The following is a 20,360-nucleotide window of genomic DNA, read 5'->3' as shown; positions in this document are numbered from 1 at the left end:
CCAGTACCGGGCAATCCTGTAAAAAAGGGACGATAATGATCAAGAAGATTGCGGCCGGCGCAGCGGTTGCCGCCTCCACGCTGGGCCTCGGTGCCGCCATGGCCCCTCAGGCGATGGCCATCGGGAACGACAACGGCATCAACACCGTCAACGGCAACAACTCCGCGCAGATCTACGGCAACCAGGCCACCTACGGCAACATGAGCCCGCAGATGGCGCTGATCCAGGGCTCCTTCAACAAGCCCTGCATCGCCCTCCCGGCCAAGGTCAACGCCCAGTCGATCCTCGCGCTGATCAACGTCGGGGTCCAGGACATCCCCGTCCTGTCCAGCCCGCAGAACCAGCAGTGCACCGAGAACTCCACCCAGGCGAAGGGCGACGAGGCCCTCTCGCACATCCTGGACAACATCCCGATCCTCTCCGGCAACGTCTCCTCCGGCAGCTGATCGAGCGGTGCCCCGCGCGAGGCCGTCGCACCCACGGGTCGCGGCGGCCTCGCCGCATGCCGGGCCCCCGCAATTCCGACGCCCTTCCGAAAACCCCTGAATACCGGCCGGAATTCACGACCCGGACACCTCGGGCATCGGAGTGAATTACCCGGGAGTCCCGCGAAATTCGCGGTTTCTTTTCCCGGACCCACTCGTTGTTATTTGTGCAGCGGATAGACCTCTGCGGGAAGGATCGAAACGAAATGAAGTACAAGAAGGCAGTGGTGCTGGCCGCCGGCGCGATGATGGCCGCCGGTGTCGCCTCCCCCGCCATGGCCGACGCGACCGCGGGCGGTGTCACCAAGGACTCCCCCGGTGTCCTCTCCGGCAACCTCGTGCAGGTCCCCGTGCACGTCCCGGTGAACGTCTGCGGCAACACCGTCAACGTCATCGCGCTGCTGAACCCGGCCTTCGGCAACACCTGCGTCAACGCCTGACGCAGCGCCTGAGCCCGCAAGGGCAGACCTCCTCGGGGTGGCCTCGGAGTGCACGGCGGTGCACTCCGGGGCCACCTTCGATTCAGCACCGGCCCACGCGCCGGTAGACAGGGAAGGACCCATGCGACAGGTACTGAGCCGACAGGTACTGGGCAAGGGGGTGCTCACTGCTGCGGCCGCCTCCAGTCTGCTGTCCATCGCGACCGGCGCGGCCTGCGCGCATCCCGGGGCGATGGCCGAGGCCTCGCATTCGCCGGGTGTGCTGTCCGGCAACAGCGTCTCGGTACCGATCACGGTCACACCGAACCTGTGCGGCAACAGCGTGGACGGCGGTGCGGCGCTCAACCCCGCGATGGGGAACACCTGCGTCAGCTCCACCGGATCCGACGCCGGCCACGACTACGAGCGCTACCTGAGCCCCGAGCACGCCGAGGCCTTCAAGCACTACCTCGACGAGCGGCAGGGCGGCCGGCACGCGCTCCCCCGCCAGCGCCACGAGGAGGAGCGGGCGTACGCGGAACCCCGCGCGCACGCCCCGAAGCACGCCGCACCCAAGCACGCCGCGCCGCGCCACGAGGAGCCCCGCCACGAAGCCCCCGCGCCCCGCCACCAGGGCGGCGACGAGGGCGGCTACGGCGGCTCCGGCAAGGGCGAGGAGGAGTGCGACGACCACCCGCCCCAGCCGCCCCGCGCGGAGCACCCGGCGCCGGCGCCCCACCCGGCACCCCCCGCCCCCAAGCCGGAGCCCCGGCCCGCCCCGGAGCCGAAGCCCGAGCCGAAGCCCGGGCCCGTGGCGGAGCACCCGGCCCCGCGTCCCGCCCCGGCGCCCGCTCCCGTCCCGAAGCCGGAACCGCAGCCCGCCCCGGCGCCGGCTCCCGCACCGGTGACCCCGGCGCCGCCGGTCCAGGAGGTCCCGCAGCCCGAGGAGCAGCCCCACACGCTCCCGGCGCCCCTCCCGCAGCCCGTCCCGGCACCGGCCCCCGAGACGCAGCCCGTCCCGGCACCGCCCGCCGCGGAGCTTCCGGCCCCGCGTCCGCCGCACGGCAGCCAGCCGGAGCGGCCCGCGCCCGCGCCCGTCCCCGTACCGGAGGTCGTCCGCCCGGCCGACCAGCCCCCGGCGGCCCCGGCCGGCGACCTGCCCGTACACCTGCCTCCGGCCCCCGCCCCCGCCCCGGCACCGGCGGCCGAGGCCCCGTCGGCTCCCGCGCCCGCGCCCGCTCCCGCCCAGGCCGGCGCGCCGGAGCTGGCGGCCACCGGAGCGGGCGGGGCGTCGGCCATGGCGGCCCTCGCCTCCGCCCTGATCCTGGGCGGCGCGATTCTGTACCGGCGGTCCCGGATCGACTGACCGGGAATACCGGTAATCAGAAGAAATATCGGCCGGAGAATCCCTCATCGGATTCTCCGGCCGCTTCCGTGCGCCCCGGGCCGGCGTTTCCGCAGCCGCCGGTAATCGTTAGCCAGGTCGAAAGCGGCGCGACGGTCGCCGCTGGCACCTCTGTCCACGAAAAGAAGAGGATTTCGATAATGAAGCTCACCAAGGCCGCCGCTGTCGTCGCCGGCTCCGTCGCCGCTCTCGGAGCGGCGGCCCCCGCGTTCGCGGCCGAGGCTCCCGCCGGACCGCCGATGAGCCTGTCGGCCGGCTGGAACGAGACGCTGAGCGCCGTCGAGCCCGTCGTCGCCTCGGCGCCCGAGACCCTGGGCATGGCCCTCGCCGAGCAGGGCGACGCCGTGAACAGCGTCGTCCAGACCGCCCAGGGGGTCAACAAGATCCGCAACAACGCTCCCGGCGAGGTGCTCGGCCTGGCGAACGGCGCGACCCAGGCTTCCCCGCTGCTCGGCGGCGTGAAGCTCAACGGCGGCCAGAACTGAGCAGCCCGGGAACGACTGTGGGCGCCCCCGGCGATGCCGGGGGCGCCCACAGTCGTGTGGTGCCGGGTGACGCGTACGTCAGTCGTTGATGCAGACGTTGCCGAACGCGGGGTTCAGCGCGCCGATGACGTTCACGGAGTTGCCGCAGACGTTGACCGGGATGTGGACCGGGACCTGGACCAGGTTGCCCGAGAGGACACCGGGGGAGCCCACGGCCGCGCCCTCGGCCTGGGAGTCGGCGGAGGCGGCGCCGGCGGCGCCGGCGACGGCGAGACCAGCGGAAGCCAGGGCCACAGCGGCCTTCTTGGCGGCAGTGTTCATGGGAAGTGCACCTTCTCTTCGATGTCCTGCCCCGGTCCGGGGCTCACACCAAGCGAAACGGTCCAGCTTCCCGGACGACACGGCCAAGAGCCGAATCCGAGCCGAACCAGACCTGTTCAGCCCAATAGTCGTAACCATGCCGTCCGCCGGCGCACGCCTCCCCGGCCTAACTGCGGATGGGAATGTCGGGGATGTCAGGGATCTCGGGGAGTTCGGGGATCACCCCGGTCGCCGGCAGGGCGGGCACCGCCGGAGTGGCCGGCAGCGCCGGGGTCGCCGGTACCGCGGGAACGGCCGGGACGGCCGGGGTCGCGGGCAGCTGCGGGAGGTTGACCGGGGGGATGCCCACGGGCAGTTCCGGCAGCTTGATCTCGGGGATCTTGATCTCCGGGAGCTTCGGCAGCTCGATCGGGGGCAGCCCCACCCCGCCGAGCAGACCCGAGAGGGAACTCAGCAGGCCCTCCAGCGTCTTGCTCAGGCCGGCGAGGAGGTCGTCGATCGGGCCGGCCGCCACCCGGTCCGGGGCGGCCTCCTTGACCTCCTCGATCCGTTCGATCTGCTCCTGTACGGCGGCCGCCCGCCGCTCCAGGGCCGCCGCACCGCCGCCGTCGGCGGCCACCGACGGGGCGGCCGCGCCGGACAGTATGACGACGGCGAGGGCCGACGGGACGAGGACGCGGAGGTGGGACGGCTTCGTGCGCATGGGGGCTTCCTTCGGGTGGTCGCGAAAGCGGACGGGAACAATCCGATTCCTCACCCACCGTGCGCACCCCTTCTACGGAGCGCAACACGATCTTGAGCGGAGCCGCCGGGCGCTGGGGGCTGCGTACGGGCTTCGCGCAGGCGTCCGGGGCGGCCTCACCCGCGCTGGGGAAATCCTGTCCCCCGGCGGGCCGTTTGAGTGACGGAGCGGAACCAACCCCCCGGAAGGCCGGTTGATCAGGGCGCTCCACTAGCGGGCACTCGTGCGACAAAAGGATCAATGATGCTGAAGAAGATCATGACCGCCGCCGCGGTCACCGCCGCCGCCGTCGGCGCGGGCGCTGCCGCCGCCGCCCCGGCCATGGCCATCGGCAACGACAACGGGATCAACACCGTCAACGGCAACGGCGCCCAGCAGATCTACGGCAACCAGAAGACCGCCGGCGACATGAGCCCCCAGCTCAGCCTGGTCCAGGGCTCCCTCAACAAGCCCTGCATCGGCCTGCCCGCGAAGGTCAACGCCCAGTCGCTGGTCGCCCTGCTCAACATCGGTGTCCAGGACATCAACGTCCTGTCCAACCCGCAGAACCAGCAGTGCACCGAGAACTCCACCCAGGCCAAGGGCGACGAGCCGCTCTCCCACATCCTGAGCAACATCCCGGTCCTCTCGGGCAACGCCTCCGTCGGCAGCTGACCCTTCCGCTCGACCCCTTCCGGTCAGGGCCCACTGGAGCCCGTGGAGCGAAGTGACGAGGGCCCCGGCGGCGTCCAGCCGCCGGGGCCCTCGTACGCGTTCCCGGCCCGGGTCGCGCGTCAGCCCGTCCAGAAGTCCCACCAGCGGGTCAGGACCAGCATCCCGATCACCCCGAGGTGCAGGGCCGGCGGGGCCCAGGCGAAGTCGGCGAACAGGGCCCGCAGCGGGCCGGGCGCGGGCAGGACGCCGGTTCGGACGTTGTGGGCGGTGACGGCCCAGAACATCAGCAGGGTCGCCACCCACGCGAGGCAGCACCACAGGCACAGGGCGTTGATCTCGTAGAGGGACTGGACCATCAGCCAGGCGCAGAAGCCGGTGCCGAAGAGCGTCCCGGCGTTCAGTCCCAGCCAGAACCAGCCCCGGTGGCGGGCGCCGGCCAGCAGTCCGGCGCCGACGCAGACCACGACGGCGTAACCGGCCAGCCCGAGCATCGGGTTGGGGAAGCCGAAGGCGGAGGCCTGCTCGCTCTGCATGACGCTGCCGCAGGACACCACGGGGTTCAGACTGCAGGCCGGCTTGAAGTCCGGGTCCTCCAGCAGGAGGAACTTGTCGAGGGTGATCACCCAGGAGGCCAGCAGCCCGGCCGCTCCGGTGACCACCAGCAGCCAGGCCAGCCCCCTGGGGGCGCCCGGTTCGCCCTCGGGGCGGTTGCGGGGGCGGCCCTGCTGGCGGGGGACGCCCACTGTGTTCGTTGCCATACCGCCCATGCTCCCGCGCATCGTGACGGACCGCCGCGAACCAGGGCCTTCCGTACGCAACTTGACCTGAAGGTGTGGCGGGAACCCCTGATGCTTCCCGGACGTTTTACCGAATCCCGGACGTGATGTCAGCACCAGGGGCTACGTTGTGCTTCCGCGAAGTGACAAGCTGCGACGGCCTGGAGACCCACCTTGAGCGATCCGTACGAGACAACCGAGGCGCACCTCGAGCGACTCCTGGGCCGCGCCCTCAACTCCTTCGACCTGCCGGACCGGTTGGTCGAGCGCCTCGCCACGGCGCTCGCCCACAGCTCTTCGCTGTACACCACCCACCACAGTCCGTCGGCGGGGCTGTGGCGGGAGACCCACCGGCACACCTACCTGCTGCCCGACGGCGGGGCCGTCTCCCTGTGGGAGCTGGCCTACCGGCTGGGCGGTGACCGGACCACCCGCCACGAGGTGTTCGAGGGCAAGGCCGAGCTGGGCCTGGCGGTGGCCCGGCTGTTCGGCGAGGCCCCCGCGGAGTCGGTGCTGCCTGCCGAGACCGGCCCCGGTGACGGGGAGGAGGGCCTGGACGACGACCTGGCGGTGCTGAGCGCGCTGTTCGCGGCCGGGGCGCCCCATGAGCGCCGCCGCGAGTACACGCTGGAGCAGTCGGCCGACCACGCCCGGCGGGTGCTGCGCCGCGCGGAGAACGCCGACCGGCCGGGCGAGGCGGTGGCGACGCTGCTGCGCTCGGCGTACGCGCACCACATCACGCAGGCGTTCGGCGCCCGGCAGTGCCTGGCCGACGGGCGGGACGCCGGTTTCAGCCTGTACGAGCACGCCTTCGTGCTGCTGGACGGGAGCGAGTTCAGCCTGTGGGAGGTCGAGCACACGGCGACTCCGGACGGGCGGCACATGTGCGAGGTCTACGAGAGCGAGGCCGCCGCGCGCGGGGCGATGGAGCTGCGGGCCCGGGTCCGCTGATCCGGCCGCGCCCCCGGGGGCCCTGCCCCTCGGGGCGCCGCCGGGGTGCGGTCCGGGTGACCGTCAGGCGGCGGGCAGGGGGAGGTCCAGGGGCAGGTCCCGGGTGATGCGGACGGCCTCGGGGCGCAGGTCCGCCGGGGCCGGCATGACGCTGCCGGGCAGCTGTACGGCGGCCGCGCCGTGGGCGAGGGCGGCGGCGAGGGCGGCCGGGCCGGTGCCGCCGGCGGCCAGGAAGCCGGCCAGGGCGGCGTCGCCCGCGCCGACGTCGCTGCGGACCGCCGCGACCGGCGCCGTGCCGTGGTGGGCGCCGTCGGCGGTGACCAGGAGCTGGCCGGCCGCACCGAGGGACGCCAGCACCGCGCCGGCGCCGCGTCCGACCAGCTCCTCGGCGGCCTTGACGGCGTCGCCGAGGGTGGCCAGCGGGCGGGCCACCGCTTCGGCGAGCTCCGCCGCGTTCGGCTTGACCACGTCGGGGCGGGCGGGCAGGGCCGCCGCCAGGGCGGGGCCGGAGGTGTCCAGGGCGACGCGGGCGCCGGCCTCGCGGGCGCGGGCGACGAGTTCGGCGTACCAGTGGGGTTCCAGGCCGGGCGGCAGGCTGCCGCAGCCGGCGACCCAGGCGGCGCCGGCCGCACCGCGGACGGTGTCGAGGAGCAGGCCCGCCTCCGGGGCGGAGATTTCGGGGCCCGCCGCATTGATCTTGGTCAGGGTGCCGTCCGGTTCCACGACGGCGATGTTGGAGCGGGTGCGGCCGGTGATGGAGACGGCGGTGACGTCCACGCCCTCGGCGGTCAGCAGCTCCAGGAGCAGGGTTCCGGCCGGCCCGCCCAGCGGAAGGACCGCCGTGGTGGCCCCGCCGGCCGCGGCGACGGCCCGGGAGACGTTGACCCCCTTGCCGCCGGGGTCGACCCGCTCGCCGGCCGCCCGGAGCACCGTACCCCGGTCCAGCGAGGGGACCTCGTAGGTCCGGTCGAGGGAGGGGTTGGGGGTGACCGTGAGGATCATGCGAGCCGCCTGTGGGTTTACGTCCGTTTGATGCCTGCTTCTTCCACTTCTCCCCCACCCTACGGGGAAACCCGGGGGAAAACAAAGAAAAACGGACATACCCGCTCAGAAGAGCGGGTATGTCCGGGCATCCGCGCCGGACCCGGGGAGATCAGTGAGCGCCCTCGACGGCCCCCTCGCGCTCCGACATCGGGACCTGCTTGCGCGGCAGGACGAACATCACCGCGAAGATCACGACGAGTACCGCCACGACCCACCACAGCGCGCCCCGGAAGGCTTCGACGTAGGGCACGCCGAGGATCCGGTCGTCCTCGATCGACCCGAAGAAGACCACGGAGGTCAGCGCGAGGCCGAGCGCGTTGCCCATCTGGCCGGTGGTGTTGATCAGACCGGAGGCCGAGCCGGCGTGCTCGCGCGGCACCCGGGCCAGGATCGTGTCGTTCAGCGGGGCGACGATCAGCCCCATGCCGACGCCCATGACGACCAGCGGGGCCGCCATCTGCCAGGAGGAGATCTCCATGCCGTAGCGCTCGGACTCCCAGATGTAGAGGAGCAGGCCCGCGGCCATGACCAGCGCGCCGGCCTGGAGCACCTTGCGGCCGAAGCGCGGGACGAGCTTCTCGACGGAGAGGCCGGCGGCGACGGAGACGGCGATGGAGAAGGGGATTCCGGTGCTGCCCGCGTGCAGCGGGGTCCAGCCGAGGCCCATCTGCATGTACAGCGTCCAGACCAGGAAGAAGATGCCGGTCGCCAGGCCGAAGGCCAGCTGGACGGTGATGCCGCCGGCGAAGCTCTTGATCTGGAAGAGGGAGAGCTCGACGAGCGGGGAGCCGTCCTTCTTGATCTTGTACTTCTCGTACGCGATGAAGACGGCGAAGACGAAGGGCGCGGCGATCATGCAGACGAAGCCCCACAGCGGCCAGTCGTTCTCACGGCCCTGGGTGAGCGGGTAGATCAGCATGACCAGGGCGAGGGTGGCCAGGACCACACCGACCAGGTCGAGGCGCAGGGCCTTGGGGGCCTTGGACTCGGAGATGAACTTGCGGCCCAGGATCACGGCGGCGATACCGACGGGCAGGTTGATCAGGAAGATCGTGCGCCATTCGAGGCCGAAGAGGTTCCACTCGGTCAGCAGCGCACCGAGCATCGGCCCGGAGACCGCGCCGAGGCCGACGATCGCGCCGAACATGCCGAAGACCTTGCCGCGCTCGTGCGGCGGGAAGGTGACGTGGATGATCGCGAGGACCTGCGGGACCATCAGGGCCGCCATGGCGCCCTGGAGGAGGCGGGAGACGACGAGCATGGACGGGTCGGGCGCGATGCCGCAGAGCAGCGAGGCCACGGTGAAGCCGGCGACGCCGACGAGGAAGAGGCGCTTGCGGCCGTAGATGTCACCGAGACGGCCGCCCGTGATCAGGCCGGCGGCGAAGGCGAGCGCGTAGCCGGCCGTGATCCACTGGATCGCGCTGGTCGAGGCGCCGAAGTCCTGGCGCATGCTGGGTATCGCGATGTTGACGATCGTGACGTCGACCAGGTCCATGAAGGACGCGGTCATCACGATGGCGAGCGCCAGCCAGCGGCGGCGGTCGGCCGGGGCGGCGGGGTCGCCGGGCGCACTGGACGCGGGTGCGTCGGCCGCCTCGGCGAGTGCCGTCTTGGCGGGTGCGTTCCGATCTTCTCGTACGGGCCCGTTCTCTCTTTCGGGCGATGCCATGGACGTCTCGGTGCTCATGGAGAGAAACCTAGACGGCATCTAGGCCAGTTCGTGTCCTATTTACCTGGCAATCTTGACCTATGAACACCACCCCCGCACGGCTGCTCACCCTGCTGTCCCTGCTCCAGACCCCGCGCGAGTGGCCGGGCAGCGAGCTGGCGGGCCGGCTGGGGGTGAGCTCGCGCACGATCCGGCGGGACATCGAGCGGCTGCGGGAGCTGGGGTACCCCGTCGAGGCCACGCTGGGCGCGGAGGGCGGCTACCGGCTGGTGGCGGGGGCGGCGATGCCTCCGCTGCTGCTCGACGACGAGGAGGCCGTGGCGATCGCGGTGGGGCTGCGGGCGGGCGCCGGGCATGCGATCGAGGGGGTCGAGGAGGCCTCCGTACGGGCCCTCGCCAAGCTGGAGCAGGTCCTGCCGGCCCGGCTGCGGCACCGGGTGGGGGCCCTGCAGTCGGCCACGGTCGCGGTGACGCGGGGGGACGGGCCGAGCGTGGACCCGCGGACGCTGACGGCGATGGCGGGGGCGGTGGCGGGCCCGGAGCGGCTGCGGTTCGCGTACCGGGCGCGGGACGGGGCGGCGTCGCGCCGGCTGGTGGAGCCGTACCGGCTGGTGAGTACCGGGAGCCGCTGGTACCTGGTGGCCTACGACCTGGAGCGGGAGGACTGGCGCACCTTCCGGGTGGACCGGGTGAGCGAGCCGTTCGCCACGGGGGCCCGGTTCGTCCCGCGCCCGCTGCCGATGGAGGCGGCCGAGTTCGTCCGGCGGGCGCTGCGGGGGGCGCAGACGTACGCGGTCGACGTGTCCTTCGCGGCGGCGCCGCAGGAGCTGCCGACGTGGCTGCGGGAGGCGGCCGTCGCGGAGGGGGACGGGGCGCGGGTGCGCTTCGAGAGCGGGGACGCGCCGGAGTGGCTGGCGGCCCGGATGGCGCTGACGGGGCTGGAGTTCACGGTGCTGGGGCCGGAGTTCCTGGCAGAGGCGGCCGGGGCGCTGGGCGCGCGGCTGGCCCGGTCGGGCGCGGGCCGGGACTGAGGCGCCACGCGGGCCGGGGCCGGCTGGGGGCCGGCCGGGGCTGGCTTGGGACGGCCCGGGGCGGGCCGGGGCGGGGCCGGGGCCGCCTTGGGGACCGGCCGGGCGGCTTGGGACGGCCCGGGGCCGGCCGGAGCTGGCTTGGGGACCGACCGGGGCCGGCCCGGGGCGGTGACGGCTCCGGGCAGGGGGGAGCCCCGGCACCCAGGGGGGACGGGCACCGGGACTCGCTCGGGGGGAGCGGGGCCGGTCAGGCCACCGCGTCGAAACCGGTGTCCCGGGCCATGCGCTTCAGCTCCAGCAGGGCGTGCTTCTCGATCTGGCGGATCCGCTCGCGGGTCAGGCCGTGCTGCTTGCCGACCTCGGTCAGGGTCCGCTCCCGGCCGTCCTCGATGCCGTAGCGCATCTTGATGATGGAGGCCGTGCGCTGGTCCAGCTTGCCGAGGAGGTCCTCCAGTTCCTCGCTGCGCAGCAGCGAGAGGACGGACTGCTCCGGCGAGATCGCGGAGGTGTCCTCCAGCAGGTCGCCGAACTGGGTGTCGCCCTCGTCGTCGACCGACATGTTCAGGCTGACCGGGTCACGCGCCCAGTCCAGGACGTCGCCCACGCGCTTCTCGGTGGAGTCGAGCTCGGCGGCGATCTCGGCGTGCTCCGGGTCCCGGCCGTGCTCCCGGTTGAACTCGCGCTGGATCCGGCGGATCCGGCCGAGCTCCTCGACGAGGTGGACGGGGAGGCGGATGGTGCGGGACTGGTCCGCGATGGAGCGCGTGATGGCCTGGCGGATCCACCACGTGGCGTACGTGGAGAACTTGAAGCCCTTGGCGTAGTCGAACTTCTCGACGGCGCGGACCAGGCCGGCGTTGCCCTCCTGGATGAGGTCGAGCAGGGGCAGGCCGCTGCGCGGGTAGCGGCGGGCGACGGCCACGACCAGGCGGAGGTTGGACCGGATGAAGACTTCCTTGGCGCGCTCGCCTTCGGCGGCCAGGGCTTCCAGCTCCTCGCGGGAGGGGGCCTCTCCCTCACGGTCCGTCTCGCCGTCGAGGATCTGCCGGGCGTACACGCCCGCCTCGATGATCTGCGAGAGTTCCACTTCCCTGGCGGCATCGAGCAGCGGGGTGCGCGCGATCTCGTCGAGGTACATGCCGACCAGGTCGCGGTCGACGATCTCCCCGCCCGCAGCGCGGGCGCTGCTCGTGGACTGACGACGGGCGACGGCGCGGGTTGCCATGCGTGCTCCCTTGCGATGCGATGAATCGGTCGCGGTGCGTCCTCGGACACTCTTCCGAGTGCCCGCTTCCGAAAAGAAACAACGACTGGAATCGGGACAGAATTCCCACGCCGCTCTCCCTTTTCCGAGATCTTGCAGTATCCTGCCCCGCCACCCCCCGGACCCGGAGGTGGCGGCGCTCTGCGAGAACCCGGAGACGTGCAGGTCAGGCGGACCCTGAGGCCGGCCCGGAGGCGCTCGCGGACTCGCACGCCCACGGCGCCGGTGAGACCGCCGTCACATGCGGCGCACCTCGGCCCGGCCCCGGGACGGCGCACCGCGCGCGGCCGCACTCCCACCCTGAAGACGGGCCGCGGCCGGTTCTGGTTGCCTGGACTGGCGATCGAATCGCTGGAAACCGGGCAACGAGGACGATTCGCAGCGAATCCATGCACGATCCGGTGTACGGTCCCGCGGTCCCGCGCGCGCCCACCCGCCCCCGTTGTGGACGCGCGTGCGTCGGACGTGCGTCCGTCCGGGTGATTCGGCCCTCGTCCGGGTGAAGCGCGGGCATATTCCGTCGGCATGCCACGGCGCGGCCGTAGCGTGCCGGGGGTGATCGCACACATCCCGCGGCCGTCCCGCAGCGCGCCGGCGAGCGCCGGCACCGAGCCCGAAGCCGACCCCGAGCTGGACCAGGCCCTGTGGCGGGCCTGGCAGGTCATCGACCCGCCCGAGACGTTCCGCGTCGAGATCGTGGAGGGGCTGATCGAGATGTGGCGGGTGGGGCGTCCGTTCACCCACGCCCTCACCGCGAACCGGCTGCGGACCCGGCTCGCCGCCCACCTGGCCGGCGGCCCGTACGCCCCCTACATGGCGATGTACGTGGTCGGCGGCTACCAGGCCTGGGCCCCGGACGTCCTCCTCGCCCCGGACGACCTCACCGGGCACGCCGCCCGGGGCGAGCTCGGGATCAGGGCGTCGAGCGTGCCGCTGGTCGCCGAGGTCGTCGCCCCGGGACCGCAGGACGTCGCGCGGGACCGGGTCCGCAAGCGGCGCGCCTATGCCCGGGCCGGGATCCCGGTGTACGTGATCGTCGACGACTACGACGGCCACGGCACGGTGAGCGTGCTGACCGGCCCCGTTCCCGACGAGGCCCGGTACGCGTCGGAGGTACGGGTGCCGTACGGGACCGGGGTGGCCGTCCCCGAGGGACCCGCCCGGGGCTTCGTGATCGGCGAGCAGATCACCGGGCCGCCGCGGACCCCGTAGGGCCCTTCCGGATCAGCCGAACTGGAGGGAGCGCTTCGACAGGCCCATCCAGAACCCGTCCACCGCCGTGCGCTGGGCGGTGAGGTCGGACCCGGCGGCCCCGAGGGTGACGAAGAGCGGGGCGAAGTGCTCCGTGCGGGGGTGGGCGAGGCGCCCCGCCGGCGACTTGGCCTCGAAGTCGAGCAGGGCGTCGACGTCGTGCGCGGCCAGCGCCTCGCGGCCCCAGGCGTCGAACTCGGCCGACCAGCCGGGCACCCCGGGGCCCGTGTGCCGCAGCGCGGCCAGGTTGTGGGTGAAGAAGCCGCTGCCGACGATCAGGACGCCCTCGTCCCGCAGCGGGGCGAGCTTGCGGCCGAGGTCCATCAGCCGGGCCGGGTCCAGCGTGGGCATGGAGATCTGGAGGACCGGTATGTCGGCCTCCGGGTACATCTCGACGAGCGGGACGTACGCGCCGTGGTCCAGGCCGCGGTCCGGGACGTCCTGGACCGGGGTGCCGGGCGCCCTCAGCAGGGCGCGGACCGAGGCGGCGAGCTCCGGCGCGCCCGGGGCCCCGTAGCGCACCCGGTAGTAGTGCTCGGGGAAGCCCCAGAAGTCGTACACCAGCGGGACGGGCTCGACGGCACCGAGGGCCAGCGGGGCCTCCTCCCAGTGCGCGGAGACGATCAGGACCGCGCGCGGCCGGGGCAGTCCGGCGGACCAGGCGGCGAGCTCGGCCGGCCAGAGCGGGTCGTCGGCGAGCGGCGGGGCCCCGTGGCTGAGGTACAGCGCCGGCATGCGGGGGGTCTCGGTGGTCACGGGAGCGCTCCTCGGTCGTCGGTGCGGGGTGCCGCGCCAAAAGACCGACCCCGCCTCGTTCAAATTTGAACAAGGCGGGGTCCTCAGTCATTCCCGCACGCGCCGGCCCGTCAGTGGGCGATCACCGGGACCTTGATCTCGGCGTCCTCGCCGGCGCCCGATCCGGAGACCACCGGGCCACCGGAGCCGGGACGGCCCGTGTTGATCAGCGCGAACGCGAGGGCCGCGCTGGCCACGAGGATGCCGACGGCCCACCAGATCGCGGACGCGTAGCCCTCGACCATGGCCTGCGCCTGGACCAGCCCGGCGGCCGGGCCGCCCGCCGCGGCCTCGGCCGCGTGGTCGGTCAGGTACGCGGTCGTCGCCGAGGCGGCGATGGTGTTCAGCAGGGCGGTGCCGATCGCGCCGCCCACCTGCTGGGAGGTGTTGACCATGGCCGAGGCCACGCCGGCGTCGGCCGGGTCGACCCCGTGCGTGGACAGGGACATGGCCGGCATGAAGGCCGTGCCCATGCCGAGGCCCAGCAGCAGCTGCGCCGGCAGGATCAGCGCCGGGTACGAGGAGCCGACCTCCAGCTGGGTCAGCATCAGCATGCCCGCGCCGGCGACGAGGAAGCCCGGGCCCATCAGCATCCGGGGCGGAACCCGGGTCATCAGCCGGGCACCGATCTGGGTGGAGCCCGTGATCATGCCCGCGATCATGGGCAGGAAGGCGAAGCCGGTCTTGACGGGCGAGAAGCCCTTCACGACCTGGAGGTAGTAGGTGAGGAAGAGGAACAGGCCGAACATCGAGATGACGGCGAGGCCCAGCGAGAGGTAGACACCGCCGCGGTTGCGCTCCAGCAGGACGCGCAGCGGCAGCAGCGGCGACTTCACGCGGGACTCGACGAAGACGAACGCCGCGAGCAGCGCCGCGGAGGCGACGAACATGGCCACGGTGACCGTGTCCGCCCAGCCCGCCGACTCGGCGCGCGTGAAGCCGTACACGAGCGCGACCAGACCCAGGGTCGAGAGGATCACGCCGGGGACGTCGAGGCGCGCACTGTTGCGGGACCCGGCCGGCTCGCGGACGACCATCCAGGCGCCGACGGCGGCGACGACCGCGAAGGGGATGTTGACGAAGAAGGTCCAGCGCCAGTCCAGGTACTCGGTCAGGAAGCCGCCGAGGATCAGGCCGACGGCGCCGCCGCCGCCCGCGATCGCGCCGAAGATGCCGAAGGCCTTGGCCCGCTCCTTGGCGTCGGTGAAGGTGACCGCGAGCAGGGACAGCGCGGCCGGGGCGAGCAGCGCACCGAAGGCACCCTGGAGGGCGCGGGCGCCCAGCATCATCGCCTCACCGGTCGCGGCGCCACCCAGGGCGGAGGCCAGGGCGAAGCCGATCAGGCCGACGACGAAGGCGTTCTTGCGGCCCCACTTGTCGGCGATGCGGCCGCCGAAGAGGAGCAGTCCGCCGAAGGCCAGCGCGTACGCGGTGATGACCCACTGGCGGTTGCCGTCGGAGATGCCGAGGTCGGTCTGGGCGGAGGGCAGGGCGATGTTCACGATGGTCGCGTCGAGGACGACCATCAGCTGCGCCAGGGCGATGAAGACCAGGGCCTTCCACCGACTGGGGTCGACGGCAGCCGGCGGGGCGGTCGCGGCTGTTTTTGACATGGGGGTACCCACTTCACTGTGCGGATGACTGAAAAACTACTGAAGATTCGTGTTTGCCGTATTTGAGGCTATGAGGCCGGAAGGCCGGCCGTCATCTGGTTTTCAGGCCCGGGGCATGTTCCTGAGGTCCTCCAACGTGGCTGCCGCGCCGGGCAGTTCGGACCGGGCCGGAGCCCGCAGGCCGTCCAGGAAGAGCTGGAGGTGGCGGTGGACGAAGCGCTCCACGCCCAGGCAGTCGGTCCCCGGCAGGGGGCGGCTGAGCTGGGAGAGGGCGACCATCAGGTCCCCGACGCCGATGTCGGCGCGCAGCAGGCCGCCGCTCTGGCCGGCGGTGACCAGGGTTTCCACGGCCTCCCCCAACGCCTCGCGGGAGGCGAGGAGTTCGGGGTGGTCGGCGTCGAAGCCGTCCGCGAGCATCGGGCACAGGGCACCGATCCGCTCGTCGGCCGCGGCGTGGGTGAAGCGGCAGAGCGCGGCGAAGGCGTCGGGCTCCTCGGCGAGGGAGTCCTCGGCCAGGGCGGTGACCCGGTCCGTCACGTAGAGCACGACGTGGTGGACGAGGGCGGCCCGGTCGGGGAAGTGCCGGTAGAGGGTGGCGTTGCCGATGCCCGCCCGGCGGGCGATCTCGTCGAGGGGGGCGCCGGAGCCGAACTCCACGAACATCTCGCGCGCCGCCACCAGGATCCGCTCCCGGTTGCGCACCGCGTCGGCGCGCGGCTTCGGGACACGGGCGGGGGCGGCCGCCGGGGCGGTGGGGGCGTCGGCCGGGGTGGCGGCCGGGGCGGTCGGGCCTGCGGGAGCGGTCGGGGTCGCGTCGGTGGCCGCCGGAGCGTGGGCGGGGCTCTTCATTCCGGGGCCTCCCTGGGGCGCGGGTCGTGGACTCTGGGATTTCGGCCGCCCCGAAGCGGGGAGCCGGTCCCCGCTTCGTGGGACTCTCGTACAAACGGGGATCCGGTCCCCGGTTATTTCACCCTCACGTGTGAGCCCCCTCACACACTCAAGAGGGGGTTTTGCTGCACTTCGATCCCGTTTGGAGGCTTTCGGCGCGCGGGCGTGTCGTAATCGTCGGAGGGTGAGCGCACAGAGCAGTCCGGACCCGGCCGGCTGCCGCGGACCGAAGGCGATCTCCATGCCGCAGACCCGCCGCCGGATACGCAGACCCTGTCGCACCAGCGCGTTCATCGGCCTCACCGCGCTGGCCCTGGGCGTCACCGCCACCGCCAGCGGCGGGATGCCCGGCCGCGGCCAATCGGCCCCCGGCCCCGTGGCCGCCAGCACCGAATCCGTCCTGGCCCCGTGCCGCATCACCGGGACGATGGGCGTCCAGATGTCGGAAGGCCTGCCGACCCCGCCCGGGTACTCCCGCTCCACCGGAGAGGTCCGCGCCCTCAACCTGATGATCGACTTCCCGGACGCCAAGGGCGAGGGCACGGCCATGGACCGGCTCGCGGAATTCTTCCCCCAGACCTCCGACTGGTTCCGCACCAGCTCCTACGGGCGCCTCGCCTACCGGGCCGAATCGCCGATACGGGACTGGCTGCGGATGCCGATGCCCTTCGCGGCGTACGGGATCGAACGCGGCTCCGCCTACGAGCCGGGCTACCGGCAGCTCGTCGAGCACATCGCGAAGGCCGCCGACGGCGAGGTGGACTTCAGCCGCTACGACCTGGTCAACATCCTGGTCACCCCGAACGCCGGCCCCTCCGCCCTGGACACCGTCCTGTCGGTCACCTTCTCCGGCAACGGGGAGGCCCCGATGGCCGACGGGGTGCCCCTCGCGAACACGTCCTTCGTCTACAGCCGCCAGGACGACGGCTCCGGCTCCTACCGGGAGACCGGCTACCGGGTCCTGCCCCACGAGAACGGGCACGTCTTCGGGCTGCCCGACCTCTACACCGCCGACGGCGGCGGCACGGTCGGCCACTGGGACATCATGAGCGAGGACTGGGGCGCCAACAACGACCTCCTCGGCTGGCACAAGTGGAAGCTGGGCTGGCTCGACGGCAGCCAGGTCAGCTGCGCCTCCGCCTCCGGCACCAGCGACCACCTCCTGACCCCGCTGGCCCTCGCGGGCGGCACGAAGCTGGCCTTCGTCCCGCTCTCGGAGAGCGCCGGGTACGCGGTGGAGGTCCGCACCCGCGCCGGGAACGACGAGGCCGTCTGCAAGCCCGGAGTGCTGATCTACAAGGTCGACTCGGACGTGGACACCGGGCGCGGGCCGGTCACCGTCTCGGACAGCGCGAGCGGGAGCGGCGGCTGCACGCGGCGGCCCAACGTTCACGCCGAGCTGTCGGACGCGCCGTTCCGGCCGGGCGAGACCTTCACCGACGAGAAGGCGGGCATCGCCATCGCCGTGGTCGGCGAGCTGCCGGGAGGCCGCTACCAGGTGCGCGTGACCCGGCCCTGACCCCTCTCCCCACCACCACCGCCCGCCCTGAGGAGGCCTTCGTGACCGCGACCCCCACGACCCCCGAGGAACGCCTGGCGGCGGCCGGGCTGGAACTCCCGCCCGCCCCCGCGCCCGTCGCCGTCTACGTACCGGCGGTGGTGAGCGGGCACTACGTCCACACCTCCGGCCAGCTGCCCATGGTGGACGGCGCGCTGCCCGTCACCGGCAAGGTGGGCGCCGGCGTCACCCCGGAGCAGGGCAGGGAGCTGGCGCAGCGGTGCGCGCTGAACGCCCTCGCCGCCGTGGCCTCCGTCGCCGGGGACCTGTCCGCCGTGAAACGGGTGGTGAAGGTGGTCGGCTTCGTGGCGAGCGCCCCGGACTTCACCGGCCAGCCGGGCGTGGTCAACGGCGCGAGCGAGCTGCTCGGCACGGCCTTCGGCGACGCGGGCATCCACGCGCGGAGCGCGGTCGGCGTGGCGGTGCTGCCGCTGGACGCCCCGGTCGAGGTCGAGATCACCGTGGAGCTGCACGTGCCGATCGGGGTGTGAGGGGCGCCGGGCGCGCTCACAGCCCTCCGGCCGCGCAGAACCTCCCGGCCGCCCGGCGCGTCACCAGGGGCATGACCGCGCACACGGAACCCCGCCGCGAGGGAGCCCGGACCCGGCTCCGCCCTCCCCGCGGGGGCGTGGTCGCGGCCCTCGCCGTCCTCACCGCCCTGGTCCTCCTGCTGCACCCCTGGCTCCCGGGCGGCCCGGCGAGCGGCAACCCCCGCAGCCTCGTACAGACCTTCCTGCCCTGGACCGGCCTCGCGGTGCCCCCGCTGGCGGCCGCCGCACTGCTGCGTCGCTCCCGGCCCGCGCTGGCCGCCGTACTGCTCCCCGCGCTCGCCTGGGGCTGGTCGTACGGGCCCGCCCTGGCCGACGGCTCGCGGGGCGGGCCCGCCGACCTCACCGCCGTCACCCACAACGTGGACGACGCCAACCCCGACCCGGCGGGCACCGCCCGGGCCGTGGCCGCCTCCGGGGCGCAGCTCATCGCCCTGCAGGAACTGACGCGGCCCGCGCTGGACGCGTACGAGCGGGAACTCGCCGCGAGCCACCCGTACCACGTGGTCCAGGGCACGGTCGGGCTGTGGAGCACCTTCCCGCTGCGCGACGCGGGCGGCACCCCGCTCGTGCCGTGGCGGCTCCTGCTGCGCGCCACCGCCGAGACCCCGAAGGGGCCCGTCACGGTGTACGTGGCCCACCTGCCCTCCGTCCGGCTGGGCGCCGGGGGCTTCGCCACGGGGAACCGCGACGGGGCCGCCCGCAACCTCGCCGACGCGCTGCGGGCCGGGCCGGCCGGGCGGACGCTGCTGCTCGGGGACTTCAACGGCACCACCGGCGACACGGCGCTGGCCCCGGCGCTGCGGGGGTTCACCGCCGCGCAGGAGACGGCGGGGGTGGGCTTCGGCTTCAGCTGGCCGGCCCGGTTCCCGGTCGCCCGGATCGACCAGGTCCTGCTGCGGGGCGGGCTGACCCCGCTGTCGGCGTGGACCCTGCCGGCCACCGCGAGCGACCACCTGCCGGTGGCGGCGGCGTTCAGGTACTGACGGGCAGCGCGCGCAGCGCGTGGAACCTGAAGGTGGTGGTCCACGCGAGCTCGCCGGCCGGCACCGCGAGCCGGATCCCCGGCAGCCGCTCCAGCAGGGCGCCGAGTCCGAGGGTGAGCTGCGTGCGGGCCAGCGCGGCGCCCAGGCAGTAGTGGAGGCCGTGCCCGAGGGCGAGGTGCCCCTTGTCGGCGCGGGTGATGTCGAAGCGGTCCGGCTCGGGGTGGCGCGCCGGGTCGCGGTGGGCGGAGGCGAGCGAGAGGAGGACGGTGTCGCCGGCGGGGATCCGTACGCCGCCGATCTCGACGGGCTCGGTCGGGAAGCGGCGGATGGCGGTGTGGTTGGCGAGGGAGTGGCGCAGCAGCTCCTCGACCGCGTCGGGCAGGAGGTGGGGCCGCTCGCGCAGCGCGGCGAGCTGCGCGGGATGGGCGAGCAGGGTGAACAGGCCGTTGCCGATGAGGTGTTGGACGTTCTCGCTGCCGGCCATCAGGATCAGGAACGCGAGGGAGACCAGTTCGTCCTCGCTCAGCCGGTCGTCCCGGTCGCGGGCGGCGATCAGCCCGGAGAGGACGTCCTCGCCGGGCGCGGCGCGGCGTTCGGCGACGAGGCGGGTGAAGAACCGGTGTATCTCCCCGACCGCGGCGGCGAGTTCCTCGCGGCTGCCGGGGGCGAGCATGTGCAGGACCCACCCGGAGAACCGCTCCCGGTCCTCCTCGGGGACGGCGAAGAGGTCCCCGATGACCTTCAGCGGCAGCGGCCGGGCGAACTCGGCGACGACGTCGGCCGCGCCCTCGGCCCCGACGCGGGCCACGAGCCGGCCGGCGTACAGGTCCACGGCGGCCCGGATCGACGTACGCATCCCCTCGACGTGGCGGGGGGTGAACCCCTGCGCGACGAGCCGGCGCAGGCGCAGGTGGTCCTCGCCGTCCATGTTCAGCAGGTTGGCGTCCAGCGCCGGGGGCAGCGAGAAGCCCTTGAACCCGCTCCCGGCGTGCTTCTTGTCCACGGACAGCCGCGGGTCGGCCAGCCCCCGCCGCACATCGGCCTCGTGCGTCACCAGCCACACCGGCGACCCGTCGGGCAGCGCGACCCGGTGCACGGAGCCCTGCGCGCGCAACCGCGCATAGACGGCGTACGGGTCCTCCCGGAACCCCTCCCCGAACGGCTGCGGCAGCCCGTCCGCTCCGGCACCGTCTCCCATGGACTCCCCCACCCCTCTCCGGCGGCCTCCACACGCCCCGGATCATGGAACAAGGTTATGGGGCCGCATCCGAGCACCGCCATCCGCTAGGCTGTTCAGCGATCAGCCGACGACCGGGCCGCGACACGGGCCGCGTCCAGGCAACCCCGCCTTCGTGGGCCTTGCGGAAAACTCCAAAACCGCAGCTCAAAAGCCTGCCTCCAGAACCTCTGGGAACGCCCTTCTTGTATTCCGGGAACCGATGGGGTCTCTTCGCAGGTCAGGTGGGGGCGTT

The 20,360-nt window shown here is 73.2% G+C and carries 21 protein-coding genes; 11 read left to right on the top strand and 10 right to left on the bottom strand.

All coding sequences use genetic code 11. The features are described from left to right. Window positions 1–35: 35 nt before the first annotated feature. From AC069X_RS10805 to AC069X_RS10790, 4 genes are all read left to right on the top strand, one after another. Window positions 36–446 (top strand): rodlin, encoded by a 411-nt coding sequence (locus AC069X_RS10805; RefSeq protein WP_478727237.1) that lies wholly within the window; start codon window positions 36–38, stop codon window positions 444–446. A gap of 245 nt (window positions 447–691) precedes the next feature. Then, on the top strand, window positions 692–925 hold the full coding sequence (locus AC069X_RS10800) for a chaplin (protein WP_478727235.1): 234 nt from the start codon (window positions 692–694) through the stop codon (window positions 923–925). Window positions 926–1,046: 121 nt separating this feature from the next. Continuing rightward, window positions 1,047–2,270, top strand: coding sequence for a chaplin (locus AC069X_RS10795; RefSeq protein WP_478727233.1), 1,224 nt, complete (start codon window positions 1,047–1,049; stop codon window positions 2,268–2,270). Window positions 2,271–2,449: 179 nt separating this feature from the next. After that, entirely contained in the window at window positions 2,450–2,794 is a 345-nt protein-coding gene (locus AC069X_RS10790; RefSeq protein ID WP_478727232.1) for a hypothetical protein, read from the top strand. A gap of 78 nt (window positions 2,795–2,872) precedes the next feature. Here the strand turns inward: AC069X_RS10790 and AC069X_RS10785 are convergent, their stop codons facing one another. Together AC069X_RS10785 and AC069X_RS10780 are read right to left on the bottom strand one after the other, a co-directional pair. After that, window positions 2,873–3,115 (bottom strand): chaplin, encoded by a 243-nt coding sequence (locus AC069X_RS10785; RefSeq protein ID WP_478727230.1) that lies wholly within the window; start codon window positions 3,113–3,115, stop codon window positions 2,873–2,875. A 166-nt stretch (window positions 3,116–3,281) separates the two neighbouring features. After that, the gene (locus AC069X_RS10780) at window positions 3,282–3,818 is read right to left on the bottom strand and encodes a hypothetical protein (RefSeq protein WP_478727228.1); all 537 of its coding nucleotides are present in this window, start codon (window positions 3,816–3,818) and stop codon (window positions 3,282–3,284) included. Window positions 3,819–4,100: 282 nt separating this feature from the next. Here AC069X_RS10780 and AC069X_RS10775 point away from each other — a divergent pair, with 282 nt between their 5' ends. Beyond that, window positions 4,101–4,511, top strand: a complete 411-nt coding sequence (locus AC069X_RS10775) for a rodlin (protein ID WP_478727227.1) — start codon at window positions 4,101–4,103, stop codon at window positions 4,509–4,511. Between the two features lie 119 nt (window positions 4,512–4,630). Here AC069X_RS10775 and AC069X_RS10770 read toward each other — a convergent pair whose 3' ends face one another. Next, complete coding sequence (locus AC069X_RS10770) at window positions 4,631–5,269, bottom strand: vitamin K epoxide reductase family protein (protein WP_478727225.1); 639 nt, start codon at window positions 5,267–5,269, stop codon at window positions 4,631–4,633. A gap of 192 nt (window positions 5,270–5,461) precedes the next feature. On the opposite strand from AC069X_RS10770, the gene AC069X_RS10765 reads away from it, so the two are divergent. After that, window positions 5,462–6,238 (top strand): DUF6227 family protein, encoded by a 777-nt coding sequence (locus tag AC069X_RS10765; protein WP_478727223.1) that lies wholly within the window; start codon window positions 5,462–5,464, stop codon window positions 6,236–6,238. Between the two features lie 63 nt (window positions 6,239–6,301). Here the strand turns inward: AC069X_RS10765 and pfkB are convergent, their stop codons facing one another. Then, a complete protein-coding gene (pfkB, locus tag AC069X_RS10760; protein WP_478727221.1) occupies window positions 6,302–7,240 on the bottom strand; it encodes a 1-phosphofructokinase in 939 nt (312 codons plus the stop codon). Between the two features lie 151 nt (window positions 7,241–7,391). Continuing rightward, complete coding sequence (locus AC069X_RS10755; RefSeq protein ID WP_478727219.1) at window positions 7,392–8,972, bottom strand: MFS transporter; 1,581 nt, start codon at window positions 8,970–8,972, stop codon at window positions 7,392–7,394. A 62-nt stretch (window positions 8,973–9,034) separates the two neighbouring features. Here AC069X_RS10755 and AC069X_RS10750 point away from each other — a divergent pair, with 62 nt between their 5' ends. Further along, a complete protein-coding gene (locus AC069X_RS10750; protein ID WP_478727217.1) occupies window positions 9,035–9,985 on the top strand; it encodes a helix-turn-helix transcriptional regulator in 951 nt (316 codons plus the stop codon). A gap of 247 nt (window positions 9,986–10,232) precedes the next feature. On the opposite strand, the gene AC069X_RS10745 is transcribed toward AC069X_RS10750, so the two are convergent. After that, a complete protein-coding gene (locus tag AC069X_RS10745) occupies window positions 10,233–11,210 on the bottom strand; it encodes a sigma-70 family RNA polymerase sigma factor (RefSeq protein WP_478727216.1) in 978 nt (325 codons plus the stop codon). Between the two features lie 594 nt (window positions 11,211–11,804). Between AC069X_RS10745 and AC069X_RS10740 the strand changes: the two genes are divergently transcribed. Beyond that, complete coding sequence (locus tag AC069X_RS10740) at window positions 11,805–12,461, top strand: Uma2 family endonuclease (protein ID WP_478727214.1); 657 nt, start codon at window positions 11,805–11,807, stop codon at window positions 12,459–12,461. Window positions 12,462–12,473: 12 nt separating this feature from the next. On the opposite strand, the gene AC069X_RS10735 is transcribed toward AC069X_RS10740, so the two are convergent. The 3 genes from AC069X_RS10735 to AC069X_RS10725 all read right to left on the bottom strand — a co-directional run bounded on the left by AC069X_RS10735 (window position 12,474) and on the right by AC069X_RS10725 (window position 15,757). Continuing rightward, window positions 12,474–13,235 carry a dioxygenase family protein gene (locus tag AC069X_RS10735; RefSeq protein WP_478727580.1) on the bottom strand — a complete coding sequence of 254 codons (762 nt, stop codon included), beginning with the start codon at window positions 13,233–13,235 and terminating at the stop codon, window positions 12,474–12,476. A gap of 131 nt (window positions 13,236–13,366) precedes the next feature. Beyond that, complete coding sequence (locus AC069X_RS10730) at window positions 13,367–14,908, bottom strand: MFS transporter (protein WP_478727212.1); 1,542 nt, start codon at window positions 14,906–14,908, stop codon at window positions 13,367–13,369. 102 nt (window positions 14,909–15,010) lie between these two features. After that, window positions 15,011–15,757, bottom strand: a complete 747-nt coding sequence (locus AC069X_RS10725; protein WP_478727210.1) for a TetR/AcrR family transcriptional regulator — start codon at window positions 15,755–15,757, stop codon at window positions 15,011–15,013. Between the two features lie 280 nt (window positions 15,758–16,037). Here AC069X_RS10725 and AC069X_RS10720 point away from each other — a divergent pair, with 280 nt between their 5' ends. The 3 genes from AC069X_RS10720 to AC069X_RS10710 all read left to right on the top strand — a co-directional run bounded on the left by AC069X_RS10720 (window position 16,038) and on the right by AC069X_RS10710 (window position 18,888). Further along, window positions 16,038–17,315, top strand: coding sequence for a M6 family metalloprotease domain-containing protein (locus AC069X_RS10720; protein ID WP_478727578.1), 1,278 nt, complete (start codon window positions 16,038–16,040; stop codon window positions 17,313–17,315). Between the two features lie 41 nt (window positions 17,316–17,356). Further along, the gene (locus tag AC069X_RS10715; RefSeq protein WP_478727208.1) at window positions 17,357–17,845 is read left to right on the top strand and encodes a RidA family protein; all 489 of its coding nucleotides are present in this window, start codon (window positions 17,357–17,359) and stop codon (window positions 17,843–17,845) included. Window positions 17,846–17,916: 71 nt separating this feature from the next. Further along, window positions 17,917–18,888 (top strand): endonuclease/exonuclease/phosphatase family protein, encoded by a 972-nt coding sequence (locus AC069X_RS10710; protein WP_478727206.1) that lies wholly within the window; start codon window positions 17,917–17,919, stop codon window positions 18,886–18,888. Here AC069X_RS10710 and AC069X_RS10705 read toward each other — a convergent pair. Then, the gene (locus tag AC069X_RS10705) at window positions 18,878–20,086 is read right to left on the bottom strand and encodes a cytochrome P450 family protein (protein WP_478727204.1); all 1,209 of its coding nucleotides are present in this window, start codon (window positions 20,084–20,086) and stop codon (window positions 18,878–18,880) included. The genes AC069X_RS10710 and AC069X_RS10705 overlap by 11 nt on opposite strands. Window positions 20,087–20,360 lie beyond the last annotated feature (274 nt).

The organism is Streptomyces sp. NPDC043896, assembly GCF_056435605.1.
The sequence above is the reverse complement of the archived record's forward strand: the minus strand, read 5'-3'. Positions and strand labels throughout refer to the sequence as shown.

What these genes read in the sequence shown, in the direction of transcription:
- pfkB (WP_478727221.1), bottom strand. Translation starts at nt 7,240, where the DNA reads ATGATCCTCACGGTCACCCCCAACCCCTCCCTCGACCGGACCTACGAG.
- AC069X_RS10745 (WP_478727216.1), bottom strand. Translation starts at nt 11,210, where the DNA reads ATGGCAACCCGCGCCGTCGCCCGTCGTCAGTCCACGAGCAGCGCCCGC.
- AC069X_RS10785 (WP_478727230.1), bottom strand. Translation starts at nt 3,115, where the DNA reads ATGAACACTGCCGCCAAGAAGGCCGCTGTGGCCCTGGCTTCCGCTGGT.
- AC069X_RS10705 (WP_478727204.1), bottom strand. Translation starts at nt 20,086, where the DNA reads ATGGGAGACGGTGCCGGAGCGGACGGGCTGCCGCAGCCGTTCGGGGAG.
- AC069X_RS10750 (WP_478727217.1), top strand. Translation starts at nt 9,035, where the DNA reads ATGAACACCACCCCCGCACGGCTGCTCACCCTGCTGTCCCTGCTCCAG.
- AC069X_RS10780 (WP_478727228.1), bottom strand. Translation starts at nt 3,818, where the DNA reads ATGCGCACGAAGCCGTCCCACCTCCGCGTCCTCGTCCCGTCGGCCCTC.
- AC069X_RS10710 (WP_478727206.1), top strand. Translation starts at nt 17,917, where the DNA reads ATGACCGCGCACACGGAACCCCGCCGCGAGGGAGCCCGGACCCGGCTC.
- AC069X_RS10775 (WP_478727227.1), top strand. Translation starts at nt 4,101, where the DNA reads ATGCTGAAGAAGATCATGACCGCCGCCGCGGTCACCGCCGCCGCCGTC.
- AC069X_RS10730 (WP_478727212.1), bottom strand. Translation starts at nt 14,908, where the DNA reads ATGTCAAAAACAGCCGCGACCGCCCCGCCGGCTGCCGTCGACCCCAGT.
- AC069X_RS10795 (WP_478727233.1), top strand. Translation starts at nt 1,047, where the DNA reads ATGCGACAGGTACTGAGCCGACAGGTACTGGGCAAGGGGGTGCTCACT.
- AC069X_RS10720 (WP_478727578.1), top strand. Translation starts at nt 16,038, where the DNA reads ATGCCGCAGACCCGCCGCCGGATACGCAGACCCTGTCGCACCAGCGCG.
- AC069X_RS10770 (WP_478727225.1), bottom strand. Translation starts at nt 5,269, where the DNA reads ATGGCAACGAACACAGTGGGCGTCCCCCGCCAGCAGGGCCGCCCCCGC.
- AC069X_RS10725 (WP_478727210.1), bottom strand. Translation starts at nt 15,757, where the DNA reads ATGAAGAGCCCCGCCCACGCTCCGGCGGCCACCGACGCGACCCCGACC.
- AC069X_RS10800 (WP_478727235.1), top strand. Translation starts at nt 692, where the DNA reads ATGAAGTACAAGAAGGCAGTGGTGCTGGCCGCCGGCGCGATGATGGCC.
- AC069X_RS10805 (WP_478727237.1), top strand. Translation starts at nt 36, where the DNA reads ATGATCAAGAAGATTGCGGCCGGCGCAGCGGTTGCCGCCTCCACGCTG.
- AC069X_RS10755 (WP_478727219.1), bottom strand. Translation starts at nt 8,972, where the DNA reads ATGAGCACCGAGACGTCCATGGCATCGCCCGAAAGAGAGAACGGGCCC.
- AC069X_RS10735 (WP_478727580.1), bottom strand. Translation starts at nt 13,235, where the DNA reads ATGCCGGCGCTGTACCTCAGCCACGGGGCCCCGCCGCTCGCCGACGAC.
- AC069X_RS10790 (WP_478727232.1), top strand. Translation starts at nt 2,450, where the DNA reads ATGAAGCTCACCAAGGCCGCCGCTGTCGTCGCCGGCTCCGTCGCCGCT.